At 50.1% G+C, this 15,101-nt stretch carries 17 protein-coding genes and 3 tRNA genes; 5 read left to right on the forward strand and 15 right to left on the reverse strand.

Features of this window, described 5'->3' with window-relative positions:
* Positions 1-114 precede the first annotated feature (114 nt).
* From ACOTXD_RS14920 to ACOTXD_RS14930, 3 genes are read left to right on the forward strand one after another with little or no spacing between them, the layout of a single operon-like run.
* Complete coding sequence (locus ACOTXD_RS14920) at positions 115-948, forward strand: hypothetical protein (protein WP_058652863.1); 834 nt, start codon at positions 115-117, stop codon at positions 946-948.
* A gap of 40 nt (positions 949-988) precedes the next feature.
* Positions 989-1,216: a DUF4224 domain-containing protein gene (locus ACOTXD_RS14925; protein WP_072207491.1), complete on the forward strand. Its 228-nt coding sequence runs from the start codon at positions 989-991 to the stop codon at positions 1,214-1,216.
* Positions 1,216-2,226, forward strand: coding sequence for a tyrosine-type recombinase/integrase (locus ACOTXD_RS14930; RefSeq protein ID WP_048208443.1), 1,011 nt, complete (start codon positions 1,216-1,218; stop codon positions 2,224-2,226). Before ACOTXD_RS14925 ends, ACOTXD_RS14930 begins: the two co-directional genes overlap by 1 nt.
* Positions 2,227-2,365: 139 nt before the next feature.
* Here the strand turns inward: ACOTXD_RS14930 and ACOTXD_RS14935 are convergent, their stop codons facing one another.
* From ACOTXD_RS14935 to uvrY, 7 genes are all read right to left on the reverse strand, one after another.
* The gene (locus ACOTXD_RS14935) at positions 2,366-2,809 is read right to left on the reverse strand and encodes a hypothetical protein (RefSeq protein ID WP_032634721.1); all 444 of its coding nucleotides are present in this window, start codon (positions 2,807-2,809) and stop codon (positions 2,366-2,368) included.
* Positions 2,810-3,087: 278 nt separating this feature from the next.
* Positions 3,088-3,174 (reverse strand) — tRNA-Leu (locus ACOTXD_RS14940).
* An 11-nt stretch (positions 3,175-3,185) separates the two neighbouring features.
* Positions 3,186-3,259, reverse strand: a tRNA-Cys gene (locus ACOTXD_RS14945).
* Positions 3,260-3,310: 51 nt separating this feature from the next.
* Positions 3,311-3,386, reverse strand: a tRNA-Gly gene (locus tag ACOTXD_RS14950).
* Positions 3,387-3,549: 163 nt separating this feature from the next.
* Positions 3,550-4,098 (reverse strand): CDP-diacylglycerol--glycerol-3-phosphate 3-phosphatidyltransferase, encoded by a 549-nt coding sequence (gene pgsA / locus ACOTXD_RS14955; protein ID WP_003859652.1) that lies wholly within the window; start codon positions 4,096-4,098, stop codon positions 3,550-3,552.
* A 56-nt stretch (positions 4,099-4,154) separates the two neighbouring features.
* Positions 4,155-5,987, reverse strand: coding sequence for an excinuclease ABC subunit UvrC (gene uvrC, locus ACOTXD_RS14960; protein ID WP_045337574.1), 1,833 nt, complete (start codon positions 5,985-5,987; stop codon positions 4,155-4,157).
* Positions 5,984-6,640, reverse strand: a complete 657-nt coding sequence (gene uvrY / locus ACOTXD_RS14965; RefSeq protein WP_003859647.1) for a UvrY/SirA/GacA family response regulator transcription factor — start codon at positions 6,638-6,640, stop codon at positions 5,984-5,986. Before uvrY ends, uvrC begins: the two co-directional genes overlap by 4 nt.
* Before the next feature lie 397 nt (positions 6,641-7,037).
* Here uvrY and ACOTXD_RS14970 point away from each other — a divergent pair, with 397 nt between their 5' ends.
* The gene (locus ACOTXD_RS14970) at positions 7,038-7,118 is read left to right on the forward strand and encodes a hypothetical protein (RefSeq protein WP_418235935.1); all 81 of its coding nucleotides are present in this window, start codon (positions 7,038-7,040) and stop codon (positions 7,116-7,118) included.
* Positions 7,105-7,329 carry a DUF2594 family protein gene (locus ACOTXD_RS14975; protein WP_003859644.1) on the forward strand — a complete coding sequence of 75 codons (225 nt, stop codon included), beginning with the start codon at positions 7,105-7,107 and terminating at the stop codon, positions 7,327-7,329. The genes ACOTXD_RS14970 and ACOTXD_RS14975 overlap by 14 nt, the downstream gene beginning before the upstream one ends.
* 64 nt (positions 7,330-7,393) lie before the next feature.
* Here ACOTXD_RS14975 and sdiA read toward each other — a convergent pair whose 3' ends face one another.
* The 8 genes from sdiA to ACOTXD_RS15015 form a co-directional block, all read right to left on the reverse strand.
* Complete coding sequence (sdiA, locus tag ACOTXD_RS14980) at positions 7,394-8,116, reverse strand: transcriptional regulator SdiA (RefSeq protein WP_003859639.1); 723 nt, start codon at positions 8,114-8,116, stop codon at positions 7,394-7,396.
* A 223-nt stretch (positions 8,117-8,339) separates the two neighbouring features.
* Positions 8,340-9,092 (reverse strand): L-cystine ABC transporter ATP-binding protein TcyN, encoded by a 753-nt coding sequence (gene tcyN / locus ACOTXD_RS14985; protein ID WP_003859634.1) that lies wholly within the window; start codon positions 9,090-9,092, stop codon positions 8,340-8,342.
* Complete coding sequence (gene tcyL, locus ACOTXD_RS14990) at positions 9,089-9,757, reverse strand: cystine ABC transporter permease (RefSeq protein ID WP_003859632.1); 669 nt, start codon at positions 9,755-9,757, stop codon at positions 9,089-9,091. The genes tcyN and tcyL overlap by 4 nt, the downstream gene beginning before the upstream one ends.
* A 21-nt stretch (positions 9,758-9,778) precedes the next feature.
* Positions 9,779-10,765 carry a D-cysteine desulfhydrase gene (gene dcyD / locus ACOTXD_RS14995; protein ID WP_048208438.1) on the reverse strand — a complete coding sequence of 329 codons (987 nt, stop codon included), beginning with the start codon at positions 10,763-10,765 and terminating at the stop codon, positions 9,779-9,781.
* 103 nt (positions 10,766-10,868) lie between these two features.
* On the reverse strand, positions 10,869-11,669 hold the full coding sequence (gene tcyJ, locus ACOTXD_RS15000; protein ID WP_003859627.1) for a cystine ABC transporter substrate-binding protein: 801 nt from the start codon (positions 11,667-11,669) through the stop codon (positions 10,869-10,871).
* A gap of 86 nt (positions 11,670-11,755) precedes the next feature.
* The gene (gene fliZ / locus ACOTXD_RS15005; RefSeq protein WP_061856521.1) at positions 11,756-12,307 is read right to left on the reverse strand and encodes a flagella biosynthesis regulatory protein FliZ; all 552 of its coding nucleotides are present in this window, start codon (positions 12,305-12,307) and stop codon (positions 11,756-11,758) included.
* Between the two features lie 54 nt (positions 12,308-12,361).
* Entirely contained in the window at positions 12,362-13,081 is a 720-nt protein-coding gene (locus ACOTXD_RS15010; RefSeq protein WP_003859623.1) for an RNA polymerase sigma factor FliA, read from the reverse strand.
* 163 nt (positions 13,082-13,244) lie between these two features.
* Positions 13,245-14,972, reverse strand: coding sequence for a FliC/FljB family flagellin (locus ACOTXD_RS15015; protein ID WP_032659212.1), 1,728 nt, complete (start codon positions 14,970-14,972; stop codon positions 13,245-13,247).
* Positions 14,973-15,101 lie beyond the last annotated feature (129 nt).

Genomic DNA, 15,101 nt, shown 5'->3' on the forward strand with positions numbered 1-15,101 from the left:
TCAATCGGTTACTTACAACGTAATCCAATCGAAAAAAAATAGTAGATAAACTTCGTGAGGTAGATCGTTTATAGTGTTGCCCCCTAGCAAACACAATTTTGGGAGTGAAAAGATATGAACCAGAACCCCTTTTCAATATATGATTTTCTTGGCTACCTGATACCAGGAGGATTGTTTTTATATCTTCTATATTTTTGCGGGATCACTCTGGATTGGGATGTAATCATCCAACTAAAGAAAACTGCAATCGCACAGGAATCTTCTCTCAGTTTGTTGGGATATTCTTCAATTGTTATACTTGCATATATCATTGGCCATGCAATAGCAATATGCTCTGCTTTTCTAGTTGAAAAGTATATGAATGATACATTACAGTACCCTTCTATCTATCTTTTTTGGGAGTTAAATAATGATTTCAAAGACGAAGTCAAAAAAGATTACGGCAGAACAACTAAGTATCTAATAATTAAGACGATATTACTACCAGTATTTATTCTTGATAGAATTACTTTTTATAAACTGTACTCCCGAGAGCTTACAAAGGAGTTAGCTTCGCCGCTATGGAGCATGCTGGAAAAGTCTTATAAGAAGATTTTTTCAGTAGATTTATCTCAACTTAAAAATGGTTATGCCTTACAAGGTGATCTTTTTAGATTAGCCTACCATTACTCATATGAACACTCCTCCAACCATCAGCCTAAAATACAGAATTATGTAGCATTATATGGATTTTGCAGGAACGTGTGCTTGGTATTTTTATTGTTCTTTTGGGTAGCTTTCGTCAGACTTGTAATTAATACCCTAACAGACGAAATGTTTGGATTTAACATATTATCAACTTTATCTATGCTACTGATGACATATGTTTTCTATTGTGGGTTCGTAAAATTCTACAGAAGATTCACCTTAGAAGTATTCATGGCATTCAGCGTTTTAAAAACTGATTGATATTTTGCCGGGTGCAGCCGGTTAAGTGGAGAGCTATACGATGAGCGGACAAAGCCAACGTTTTCTTACCCCTGATGACCTCTATCAACTTACTGGTTATCGCCGCCCTTCCCTTCAGTGCAGAGCGCTGAAAGAAAGCGGTGTATTTTTTGTACCACGTAAAGATGGCAGGCCGGGAACTACATGGGATCATGTAACTAATCCAGCTGGCCTGAAGCAGGTAGACAACAATCCAGAGGAAGAAGAACCAAACTTTAAGGACATGTAATGCCTAGAATCCGCAAAAACCCGGAAGATAACTGGATGCCGCCCCGCGTTCGCCGGGGCAAATCAGCCTATGAGTTCAGAACGCCAGACGGCAGAACTGTGAGATTGTGCAATCGCGATCTTACTAAGTCTCAGGTCTGGGCTGCCTATGAAAACTTCATCAACGATATCAGGGCAGGTTCCAACTTTCACGCACTTTGTGAAGAGTTCTTTAACTCGGGCGACTTTCATGAACTGGCCACCGAAACCAGAAAGGACTACAGAAAATATGGTTCAAAAGTAAATGTTGTTTTCGGGAAGATGAAGCCAGACAACATTAAGCCTGAGCATATCAGGAAGTATATGGATAAGAGAGGTGTTAAAAGCAGGGTTCAGGCGAACCGAGAGAAAGCGTTTATGTCGAGGGTGTTCAGGTGGGCATATGAGCGTGGCAAGGTGAAGATGAATCCATGCCATGGTGTGAAGCAATTTAAGGAGCAGGCGCGCACACGGTACGTCACGGACAAAGAATATGATGCTCTATTCAGCGTTTCGTCATTACCAGTGAAGATTGCCATGGAGTTGGCGTATTTATGCTGCGCACGTCAAGGTGACATTCTTGATCTTAAAAAGAGTCAGATACTTGATGAAGGCATTTTAATTCAGCAAAGCAAGACGGCAGTGAGTCAGATTAAGGCCTGGACAGCACGCCTATCGAAAGCGATTACCTTGGCCGATTCCCTTCCGTTAAATAGTGGCATGGTAAGTCTGTACGTTATCCACCAGCAGTCAGGGTCTCGTTACACACGAGATGCATTTAATGCGCAGTGGATGAAAGCTAAAAAGTTAGCTGCTGAAAAATTTTCTGAGCTTGAGTTTAACTTCACGTTCCATGATCTGAAAGCTAAAGGGATATCCGATCTGAAAGGAACACTTCACGAGAAGCAGGAAATTTCAGGGCATAAAAATGCATCACAAACGGCGAGATATAACCGAAAAATTTCTGTAGTACCGGTGGTCGGGGGGCAGTAATGCCCTCCTCAAATACACATAAGAACCAAGACTCTTCAGATAATCATTCTCATTCTAATAATCAGATCCAGTTATCATCTTCAAAATCGAGGAAGGGTGCTCTTACTTGTATTTTTCAAACTTGAAGACGCGAAACATCTTATAAACCAGGATCAGCTACATCGTCGATGAACTGTCGAGCTTTGTCATTAAAGCCTACCGCAGAAAAAACAATTGTTAAGCTACCGTCACGGATGGTGACTGTTTGACGGCGCATGAATTCACCAATTAGGTGATTTATTCCTGCTTGTGTATAAGCGTACCAATACATTCCCATAGATGGGTCGCAGTTCTGCCACCAACGCAATTTAGTTCCATTAACATACATGCTTGACGAACTGCCAGAAGCTTTACATTCGATACCGTTACGAGGCAACAGGTAGGCATTCACATCACCTTTCATAGACTTTGAAAGAAGCATATACCAATAGCCATCATCTGACATGACTGTTGGTTCACCACGTTTATTGATGTACCAGCCTTCAGCATGGACTGGATTGAGAATACAACAAAGGAACAAAACTACTGAAGTAAAGGCACGCATTTAAAATTCTCCTTAAATTTTATGCTTAGAGAGATATTTTACTTGTATGAATATCGAGTTCGGCTTCTCGTTAAATTACACGTATACCATCATAGAGCAAGAACGAATAACCTGAAGTAAAATTTAACTTGTACTTAGGTACTTCACCGTAAAAAAATTCTCGAATGGCGAAACGTAATGGCGAAAGAATGGTGAATGGCGAAAATTAGGCAATAAAAAACCACCTTTCGGTGGTTTATACGACACTGCTTATCATTGATTTTATTCTAGTTTTCCCATGGTAGCCGGAGTGGGACTTGAACCCACACAGCGCGAACGCCGAGGGATTTTAAATCCCTTGTGTCTACCGATTCCACCATCCGGCCAGGGAAGAAAGTGGAGGCGCGTTCCGGAGTCGAACCGGACTAGACGGATTTGCAATCCGCTACATAACCGCTTTGCTAACGCGCCTTAAATCTGTTGTCTTTCGACCTGCACCCGCAAACTGCCGATGCTTTAATCTGGAGCGGGAAACGAGACTCGAACTCGCGACCCCGACCTTGGCAAGGTCGTGCTCTACCAACTGAGCTATTCCCGCATGTCATCAAGTAACTATTTAACGACTTCCTAACCACTTGATTTCATTATCGTCCGGCTAACTGTGCCGCCGTTCGATGCGTTGCATTCTACTGATATGACGTTATGAGTCAACGTTATTTTTTGCATCTCAGGATCGTTTGCTGAAAATTAAGCCGAAACGATCACTGTTCAAGCAAATCACCGCGCGCAGCGTTCAAATATTGCAGCATTGACCACAATGTCAGCACCGCCGCAACCCACAGCAGACCAATGCCGGCCCACTCAACCCAGGCATTCGGACGCCACAGCATCCACACCAGCGCCGCCATCTGCGCAGTGGTTTTAACTTTCCCAATCCAGGACACCGCCACGCTGCTGCGTTTACCCAGCTCCGCCATCCACTCGCGCAGGGCAGAGATAATAATCTCACGTCCAATCATGGTCGCGGCAGGCAGCGTCACCCACCAGGTATGATAATGTTCCGCCACCAGCACCATCGCGATTGCTACCATCACCTTATCCGCAACCGGATCGAGGAACGCGCCAAAGCGGGTGCTCTGGTTCCAGCGACGCGCCAGATAACCGTCAAACCAGTCCGTCACGGCAGCGATCAGGAAAATAAGCGCACAGGCAAAAGGCGCCCAGACGACCGGCAGGTAAAATGCCAGGACGAAGAACGGAATGAGCACAACGCGAAAGAGAGTGAGCAACGTAGGGATATTAAATCGCATGATGACGGTAACTGTCTGTTGTCAGTAAAATTTAGCTCTATGTTGCTACAGAGCCCTCAATGTTTCAACGAGTAGTAGATCTTTTCTGCCAGCCCTTGCGAAATACCCGGCACTTTTGCAATTTCTTCCATACTGGCGTTGAGTAATCCTTGCAATCCGCCCATATACTTCAACAGCATCTGGCGACGTTTTGGCCCGACGCCTTCAATCGTCTCAAGGGTACTGGTATTTTTCACTTTCGCCCGTTTTTTACGGTGCCCGCTGATGGCATGATCGTGCGACTCATCGCGAATATGCTGGATCACGTGCAGCGCAGGGGAATCCGGCGGCAGGCTAAAGCCCTCGCCTTCCGGCTCAAAGAACAGCGTTTCCAGGCCAGCCTTACGATCTGCCCCCTTCGCTACCCCTAGCAGCAGCGGATGGTTCTTGTCCCACTCTACGTCGAGCGATTCGAATACCGCCTTCGCCTGCCCCAACTGCCCTTTCCCGCCGTCGATAAGGATAACGTCCGGGATTTTGCTCTCTTCAATCGCTTTACCATAGCGACGGCGCAGCACCTGGTTCATGGCGGCATAATCATCACCGGGCGTAATGCCGGTGATGTTATAGCGACGATACTCTGCCCGCAGGGGGCCATTCGCATCAAAGACCACACACGACGCCACGGTCTGCTCACCCATCGTATGGCTGATGTCGAAGCATTCCATGCGTTTCACTTCCGGCAGCTTAAGCAGCGTAGCAAGGGCGGTTAAACGCTGGCTGACGGTCGACTGCTGGGACAGTTTGGTGGTCAGCGCCGTGGCGGCATTGGTTCGTGCCAGCTTCAGATAACGTGCGCGATCGCCCCGCGGTTTCGTCTGGACATTCACCCGGCGGCCTGCCAGCTCTGAAAGCGAATCTGCCAGCAGGGTTTTATCGTCGAGCGTGAAGTCTAGAAGGATCTCCGAGGGCAGCGTACGCATCTGGCTGCCCTGCAAATAAAACTGGCCGACAAAAGTCTCCACCACTTCACCCAGCTCAGTGCCGCCCGGCACTTTCGGGAAGTAGCTGCGGCTGCCGAGCACTTTGCCCTGACGAATAAACAGCACGTGAACACAGGCCAGACCGGCGTCAAAGGCTACGCCGATAACATCGAGGTCGTCGCCCGTATTAGAAACAAACTGCTTCTCGGTCACCCTGCGCACCGCCTGGATCTGGTCGCGGATGCGTGCGGCCTCTTCAAATTCCAGCGCCGCGCTGGCTTTTTCCATACGAGTAATCAGTTGCGTCAGCACCTGATCGTCTTTCCCGGCTAAAAACAGGCGGACATATTCCACCTGCTGCGCGTACTCTTCTTCGCTTACCAGCCCTTCAACGCACGGCCCCAGGCAGCGGCCAATCTGATATTGCAGGCACGGCCGGGAACGGTTGCGGTAGACGCTGTTTTCACACTGGCGAACGGGGAAGATTTTTTGCAACAGCGCCAGCGTTTCGCGTACGGCATAACCGTTCGGGAAAGGGCCAAAGTATTCACCCTTCGCATGCTTAGCGCCACGATGCATCGCCAGGCGAGGATGGGTATCACCGCTCAGGAAAATAAACGGGTAGGACTTATCATCGCGCAGCAGGACGTTGTAGCGCGGCTGATACAGCTTGATATAGTTGTGCTCAAGCAGCAGCGCTTCCGTTTCCGTGTGCGTCACGGTGACATCAATGTTGTGGATGAGTGCGACCAGTGCTTCGGTTTTACGAGAGGCAAGATTGCTGCGGAAATAGCTGGAAAGGCGTTTTTTCAGATCTTTTGCCTTACCGACATAGATAACCGTACCGCCAGCGTCGTACATTCGGTAGACGCCCGGCTGGCTGGTGACGGTTTTCAGAAATGCTTTTGAATCGAACGCTTCACTCACTGACTTATTAACGACTCCGCATTGCACAAACCATGGCGAATGGCCAGGTGAGTCAGTTCGACATCACCGTGAATGTTCAATTTACTGAACATCCGATAGCGATAGCTGTTGACCGTTTTCGGGCTGAGATTCAACTGCTCTGAGATCTCATTCACCTTCTGACCTTTAGTGATCATCAGCATAATCTGCAATTCGCGCTCAGACAAACTGGCAAACGGAGATTCCGTTTTTTCCGGTTCAATCTGACTCAGAGCCATCTGTTGAGCAATATCAGAAGCGATGTAACGCTGCCCGGCGTATACGGTGCGAATCGCATTGACAACTTCCTGCGGCGCGGCGCCTTTACTGAGATACCCGGCAGCACCCGCCTGCATAACCCTGGCAGGCAGCGGATTTTCGGTATGGACGGTCAGCATGATAACTTTGGTATCAACGAACATGCGCGCGATTTTGCGCGTGGCTTCAAGCCCGCCAATACCGGGCATGTTCATATCCATCAGCACCACGTCTGCGGAGTTAGCGCGACACCATTTGACGGCATCTTCGCCACAGCACGCCTCGCCGGCAACTTTAATACCCTTTATATCTTCAAGAATGCGTCGTATCCCTGCGCGCACCAGTTCGTGGTCATCAACAAGAAGGACGTTGATCAAAGGAAATGTCTCCAGAATAGGGATAACGCTACTGACTGCTAATTGGGTTTATATTAACGGTTTTCCATGCAAGATTAAAACGCTAAAAAATCGGCTATACGATTCTGGTCTCGTTTTTGGAAATTAGGCTGTACAGCAAGTGGAAAGAAAACCCTTGTCCGCTGGGCTTTTACCGCTATTTTCTAGCATCGATATTCAAAAAGTTACTAAAACAGTTGTTAACCCAAACGAAAAAGAGCGCGCGATTTTTTGTAACAACAATTAACGAATGACGAACCGGGGATAAACATTTAATTGCCGCTAACATATTGGACAGAGTACCTTCATAATCCGCGTCGACCAATAATCGCGGCGCGACAAGTATAAAAAACAACCACTGCATTTTTTGCCATAGCTTGTGGTATACTCCGCCGCCTTAACTTTCATCGTCGCGCTCATGCGCTGTTTTATAATGAGGAAAATAAATGAGCACACCTGAATTTGCCACTGCCGAGAATAACCAGGAACTGGCACAGGAAGTAAACTGCCTGAAGTCGCTGCTGACGCTTATGCTACAGGCGATGGGCCAGGCTGATGCTGGTCGTGTGATCATTAAAATGGAAAAACAGATCGCGCAGATGGAAGACCAGGCGGAATCCGCTGTTTTTGCCAATACGGTTAAGCAAATTAAACAAGCCTACCGCCAGTAACAAAAACGGCTGGATGCAAAGCATTCAGCCGTTTTCTCGTCTGACACGCAGAACGTGATATCAGTCAGATAAGTCCCGTCGCCGCGGCATAACACGCTATCTGGATCTTATTCGGTGCGTTGAATTTCTTCTGCATATTCTTCTGGTGGAAATTGACGGTATTTTCCGAGATGGAAAGAATGATGGCGATTTCTGCCGACGTCTTCCCTTCTGCGGTCCACTTCAGAATTTCCCGTTCACGCTTGCTGAATTTCATTTCAGGCGGCATCACCGTCTCATGTTCAAAGCGCAACAGCGTAGTGAGCGCCATCTGGACCAGCATTTGTAAACGCAGCTCAACTTCTTCACTGGATATCGAGTGTGCCTGTAAGCTGGTACATGACACGGAAAGGAAACCGAGCGCATGATTTGGCATCATCAGACACTGCGTTATTCCCTTGCGTAAACCGTGATCCCGCGCGCCGTCCCATAATTGCTGGGCATCCGTGAATAATTCATCCGTCCAGGGCAAATGTCCCTGAATGAAATTCTCCGGCTTCAGTACCGGGTCAATGGCGAAATAATTCTCGGACTGATATTGCGCCATCCATTGTTGCGGATAACTGGAATGGACGGATGTTCGCGGGCGGGTAAATGGCACAGGGTGTCGAACACAAAGCGCATAATAATCGAATTCAAGCGCCTGCGTTTGTCGCTGAAGTTCCTGATATACCTCGTCAGCACAGGTCATTTGCTGAAACCGGAGGACGCATTCCCGTCGCCAGGTGAAAAAGTCTATATCCCTCATACTTGCCGAATGAAGCCTCTGATAAAGATAATCATTATTATGGTGAATATAACCTAACACATTTAGCATGATTATTTATATAAAATATCGGTCACAGGCAGATTATCTTTAATTTGGCGATGGCTTATCCACTTCAGGCGGAATAAAAAAGCAACAGAACGGAGTTTAAGGGAGGATTATTTGCTCCAGAAGCGGCATCTGGAGCAAATTGAACGCTAAAATGCTACTGCATTAAGAATTTTTCAAGGAACTGACGGGTACGGGGCTGCTGCGGATTGGCAAACAGCGCTTTAGCTGGCCCCTGCTCAACTATTCTCCCCTGATCCATGAAAATAGCCCGATCGGCAACGTCGCGGGCGAAGCTCATTTCATGCGTCACAATCACCATCGTGCGTTTCTCCTGCGCCAGCTGTCGGATGGTGTTCAGCACTTCCCCGACCAGCTCAGGATCGAGCGCGGATGTGGGTTCGTCAAACAGGATCACATCCGGGCGCATCGCCAGCGCGCGTGCAATAGCGACACGCTGCTGCTGCCCGCCAGATAAGCGACGCGGATAGCTCGTCTCCTTCCCTGCCAGGCCAACCTTCGCCAGCAGCTCGCGGGCGCGGACCGTGGCGTCTTCCTTAGGTTCCCCCTTGACGATGACCGGCCCTTCAATAATGTTTTCCAGCACCGTGCGGTGCGGGAAGAGATTAAAGCTCTGGAACACGAAGCCGACATGCTGGCGCAGGCGGCGAATCAGCCCTTTTTGCTGGCTGATGGGTTTCCCGGTATCAATGGTGATATCACCCACGCGGATCGTCCCGCCTTCGGGCTGCTCCAGTAAATTGATGCTGCGCAGCAGCGTGGTTTTGCCTGACCCGCTCGGGCCGATAATTGCCACCACTTCGCCCTGCTCAACCTCAAGATCAATGCCATGCAGCACCGTTTGCCCGTGGAATTTTTTCACCAGGTTTTTGACGTCAATTGCACTCATTTTGGATCACGCTCCTGGCGGTTAAGCTGGTTTTCAAAATAGTTTTGCAGAGCGGACAGCACCGTCGCCATCACCCAGTAAATCAGCGAGGCCGCCAGATACATAGTAAACACTTCCAGCGTACGCGAGGTGATCAGCTGCGCCTGACGGAACAGCTCCGGCACCTGAATGGTCGCCGCAAGGGAGGTGTCTTTCACCAGGCTGATAAAGCTGTTGCTCAGCGGCGGCAGCGCCACGCGCGCCGCCTGGGGCAGGATCGCCCGGCGCAGCGTCTGCCACGGGGTCATCCCGATACTGGCCGCCGCTTCCCACTGCCCTTTATCGATGGAGGAGATCGCCGCACGCAGCGTTTCAGAGGTGTACGCCGCTGTATTCAGCGACAGGCCAATCATCGCCGCCGGGATCGGATCCAGCTCAATACCGAACTGTGGCAGCCCGTAGTAAATCATAAACAGCTGGGCGATAAGCGGCGTTCCGCGGAACACGGAGATGTAAAACCGCGCCAGCCATCGCACCGGCCAGATGTTGGACATGCGCATCAGTGCCAGCACAAACCCGAGCACCAGCCCGAAGAACATCCCGCCGATACTTAGCTGTAAAGTAAACACCGCGCCTTTAAGCAAGAACGGCAGCGAATCAATAACCAGTTGAATACTTTCTTGCATTATTATTTTTCTACCTGATTTTTAGACATGAGGATGATAGGCAAACAGCGCAGGCGCTCCGCCAGTATGAACAAACAAAATAGGTCCTTCATCCTTAAAGCGCTTCCGGGCGATGCCGTCGATCAGGCCCGCCATTGCCTTACCGGTATAGACCGGGTCAAGCAGAATACCTTCGAGACGGGCCAGCAGCTTAACGGCCTCCATCCCTTCATCATTGGGGGTGCCATAGCCCGGCGCGAAATAGTCATCCCACAGCAATATTTCCGCCTTCGCCTGAAGCGCAAGCTGTTCAGCCACCGCCTGTTGCAGGGTGACGACTTTCGGCTTTTGGTCCGCAACGCTTCTGGAAACCGTCACGCCAATCAGCTCGACCTCCGGCATCAGCTGCTCAAGCCCGACCGCTAAACCGGCATGGGTCCCCGCACTGCCGGACGCCACCACCACCGAGGATAAACTTACCGCGCCTTCGCACTGCTGAGCGATTTCCAGCGCGCTCTCAACATAGCCGAGGGCACCCAACGCATTCGAGCCGCCAACCGGGATCACGTACGGACGAAAACCCTGCGCTTCCAGACGCGTCGCCAGCTCGTCGAGCTGTGCTGTCGGGTCGGTCAACGCGTCGACCATTTCAACCTGCACGTTGAACAGATCCAGCAGCAGACGGTTACCGTTAGTCAGGTAATTCTCTGCCTGCGTCCCGATCGGGTTCTCCAGCAGGGCTACGCAGTGGAGTCCCAGCTTCGCCGCCACTGCCGCCGTCTGGCGAACGTGGTTAGACTGAATTGCCCCGGCGGTGATCAGCGTATCCGCCCCCTCGCGCAGGGCATCGGCGGCGAGAAATTCCAGCTTGCGCAGCTTATTTCCGCCCATCGCCATGGGCGTCACATCGTCACGCTTAATGAAAATATCGCGCCCCAGATAGTCAGAAAATCGCGGCAGATACTCCAGCGGCGTGGGTGCGCCGATAAATTCCAGACGGGGAAAGCGCGTTAAATTCTGTAGTGACATGGTTCCTCCGGTCACGCAAACAATTGTTATTTCATTATGCACGCAGACGCGCGAGAAATAAAAAAGGCGCTTTTAAAAGCGCCTTTTTTTGTCAGTCTGAGACTTATTTCGTCACGTCTGCGCCGAACCACTTCTCAGAAAGCGCCTTCAGGCTACCGTCTTTCTGCATCTCAGCAATGGCGCCATCGATGGCTTTCAGCAGATCCTCGTTACCCTTACGCACCGCCACGCCGGACTCCTGACGGGAGAACGCATCACCCGCGACAGCCAGGGTATTGTTGGTTTTCTTCACCAGATCCAGCGCTGCCAGGCGGTCCACCAGAATGGCGTCGATACGGCCTACGCGCAGATCCTGGTATTTCGTCGGGTCATCATCGTAGGTACGGATGTCCACGCCCTGCACGTTCTGGCGCAGCCACTCTTCGTAGTTGGTGCCCAGACCGACGCCGACTTTCTTACCTTTCAGATCCGCTGCGGACTTGATGCTGCCTTCGTTACCTTTCTTCACCAGCGCCTGAATACCGGACACGGTGTACGGCGTGGAGAAGTCATACTTCTTCTTACGTTCGTCAGAAATGGTTACCTGGTTAATCACCACGTCAATACGTTTGGAATCCAGTGACGCCAGCATCCCATCCCATTTGGTGGGTTTCAGGGAGGCTTTAACGCCGAGGTGTTTTGCCAGCTCCTGCGCAAACTCCACTTCAAAACCGGTCAGTTTACCGTCGTCACCCTGGAAGCTGAACGGAGGATAGGTTCCTTCCAGCCCAACCAGCAGCGTGCCGCGCTCTTTAACTTTGTTGAGCAGATTCTCTGCCGCGAACGTTTTCACGCTCATCCCCGCGACCAGCGCAACGGCCATCATCCCCATCAGCGCCTGACGACCCAGAAGTGCTAATTTCATAAGTACTCCGATACAGTGGAATTTTTGAGTAGTGTAGAGAAATCGCCTGCAACGTCAAAGGCGGCTGCGCTACATCTTATTCTTTTTTAATATATATCAGAAGTTGTTCCGGCGCGGACTTTCTGCTTTATGACGCCCGGCATCTGGACTTTATATTGTGCATACTTTCGCAGCGCGATGCGGTAATTGTTGGTACTGGTGGCGGGCAGCCAGGGCTCCAGATTTTCATCCAGGTATCCGGTCGTCAGCAGATCGCGGGAGATATTTTGCATGGTCAAATGCTGACCCAGGCGGCGCAGGCGAACCACGTATTCACGCACGGTGCCGTGACTCATCTCGGTTTGTTCAAACAGGAACTGCTTGAAGCCGATAATATCGAAGAAGTCGCTTTGCTCTTTGCAATGGAGATCGCCACAGAAACGGCAAAGCGCTACCCACTCTTTTTGCTCTTCAAGCCAGGCGGCTTCATCCATCAGCGTATAGAGGCGGGAAATCGCAATCTTATTCACGATTTCACCGCGACGAACCAGCGTGATGCGGTCGAGTAATTTTTTACAGTGGGCGCAATGCGTCTGGCTGTGTTTAAAGTCTTTCAGGTAGCGGCTTAAAGGCCGTCTTTTAGATTGCTGCACCGTCATGATAACTCCTGGTTGTCAATACGTTGTGCGGCATTTCCAAGGCGAATGACTCACCTATAACTTACCCAGTTTTGTGCGCAGGCGTTTAATGGCCTGGCTGTGCAGCTGGCTCACCCGTGACTCGCCCACCTCCAGCACGGCGCCAATCTCTTTGAGATTGAGCTCTTCCTGGTAATAGAGGGTTAACACCAGTTGCTCACGTTCCGGTAAAGCTTCAATCGCTTCCATCACGCGCTGGCGTAAATTCCCTTCCAGTAAGTGGTGTAACGGGTTTTCTTGCTGATGTTCATCCGTCACCAGCTCGATGCTATCGCCATGCTCTTCGCGCCACTCATCATAAGAGAAGAGTTGGCTGTTATTGGTATCGAGCAACATCTGACGATATTCTTCAACAGGAATGCCCAGACGTTCCGCCACTTCGGTTTCCGTCGCGTTGCGCCCCAGCTCCTGTTCCAGCTGCCCCATCGCATGCGCCACTTCGCGCGCGTTGCGGCGGACGCTGCGCGGCACCCAGTCGCGGCTGCGCAGCTCGTCCAGCATCGCACCACGAATACGCTGCACTGCGTAAGTCGTAAATGCCGTTCCTTGCAGAGCGTCGTACCGGTCAACTGCATTCAATAACCCGATACCGCCCGCCTGTAGCAGATCGTCCAGTTCCACGCTCGCCGGCAAACGCACCTGGAGGCGCAATGCTTCGTGACGCACCAGCGGAACATAACGCTGCCACAGCGAGTGTTTATCCATTACACCTTCAGCGGTATAGAGTGAATTCACGATAAACAGCCCTGCGTTAGTTGAGTTATCGGCATGATTATCCGATTCTGGAGGGGTTTTAATCGGGTGAATAGTGGGTGAAATGAGGGGTTATTTGGGGGGTTACGCTTGTGCGTGGATAGAAAAAACCCCGCCGAAGCGGGGTTTAAGCGTAATCAGGCGATTAACCTTGCAGCAGAGACAGAACCTGCTGAGGAACCTGGTTAGCCTTGGCCAACACGGAGTTACCGGCCTGCTGGATGATCTGCGCTTTAGACATATTTGACACTTCGGTCGCATAGTCGGCGTCCTGAATACGGGACTGCGCTTCAGACAGGTTGGTGGTGGTGTTGTTCAGGTTGGTGACAGCAGAACCCAGGCGGTTTTGGATGGCACCTAAAGAAGAACGGAACTTATCGATGGAGCTGATAGCATCGTCCAATGCTTTCAGTGGATCGGTAGTAGTAGCAGCTTTAGTCGCTGCGTCGGTAGTGAATTTACCTGCTGCGTCAGTGTAAACAGCTTTTCCAGAACCATTGGTCACGCTGCCATCAGTTTGCAGGAAGTAATCAACGGTATTGGTAGTAGTCAGAGTACCATCAGTCGCTGTATAAGTAGCCGCGCCCCCAGTGGTAACAACGCCAGTTGCGCTAATAGAAATATCGTCAGTACCATCAGCGTCATTATCTACATTGAGAGCAGTACCTTTAGCAGCGGATTGCAGAGCATCAGCGCTGATACGAACGTTGCTCAGTGTAATTGTACCTGATTGAGAACCTGTTGCTGCGTCAGCAGAACCCGCCAGAGCGATAGTTGCGCCATCAGCCGTAGTAATTGAAACACCCACTGCACCTGTAGCGTCATGGTTTTTAGTCAGACCATCAAGCGTTGCCGCGGCAACTGTACCGGCGCTGTTTTGAGTCAAGTTACCTGTTGAATCGATAAACAGTGCTGAACCATCTTTAGCAGTAATTTTACCATCACTCGCCAGCACAACATCAACAGAAGTACCACCAATCTTAACGCTCAGGTTAGCAGTATCCCCTGCTTTCGGCGTCAGGAAGGATTGCAGTGCAGCGCTATTGCTGTCACCAGCTGCCGCACCAGCAGCGATGGTCGCCCCGAAGCTGAAATCATTTGTTGCTTTGTTGTAGGTATAGTTAGTCGCTGTCGCTGTCCCAAAACCATTAGAAATTGTGGCATCGACAATTGCACCATCAGACAGATTTGCAAATACGTTTGCAGCAGTGGCTTTATTCAGACCTGCGTCTACAGTGTATTTGGTTACACCGGCAGCATCGGTGGATGGTGTTGTACCTGCTGTAGCTGCTGCCGCTGCCAGTTCATCCTTGGTAGCAGCAGTGTTTGCCACAGAGCCCTGACCATTAACGTTAAAACCGGTCAGACCAAGAGTTTTAGAGTCGATTTGTTTCAGGTCGATAGTGATGGTCTGGCCATCGTTCGCTCCAACCTGAATTTTCATGGAACCGTCTTTAGCCAGCACATTAACACCGTTAAACTGAGTCTGACCAGACACGCGGTCAATTTCGTCCAGACGGGATTTGATTTCATCCTGAATTGAGTCCAGATCAGACTTAGAGTTAGTACCAGTAGAAGACTGAACGGTCAGCTCACGAATACGCTGTAAGTTGTTGTTGATTTCAGACAGTGCGCCTTCAGTAGTCTGTGCAACAGAGATGCCGTCGTTAGCGTTACGTGCAGCCTGAGTCAGACCTTTGATGTTGGAGGTGAAGCGGTTAGCAATCGCCTGGCCTGCTGCGTCATCTTTTGCGCTGTTGATACGCAGACCGGATGACAGACGCTCAATGGCAGTAGACATTGAAGACTGGTTCTTGTTGATGTTGTTCTGAGTGATCAGCGAGAGGCTGTTGGTATTAATGACTTGTGCCATGATTTCGTTTCCTGTTGTTCATCAAATCTGTGGATTAGATTTGGGTTTCCACCCTTCGGCTTCATCGCCGTCAAAGGTGTTATCGTCTGGTCCAAAACAACCTTTAGATTTTTTTTCAGGATCGCATCA

The sequence above is a fragment of the Enterobacter cloacae complex sp. CDL013 genome (assembly GCF_049238805.1).
Lineage (GTDB): Bacteria > Pseudomonadota > Gammaproteobacteria > Enterobacterales > Enterobacteriaceae > Enterobacter > Enterobacter hormaechei_C.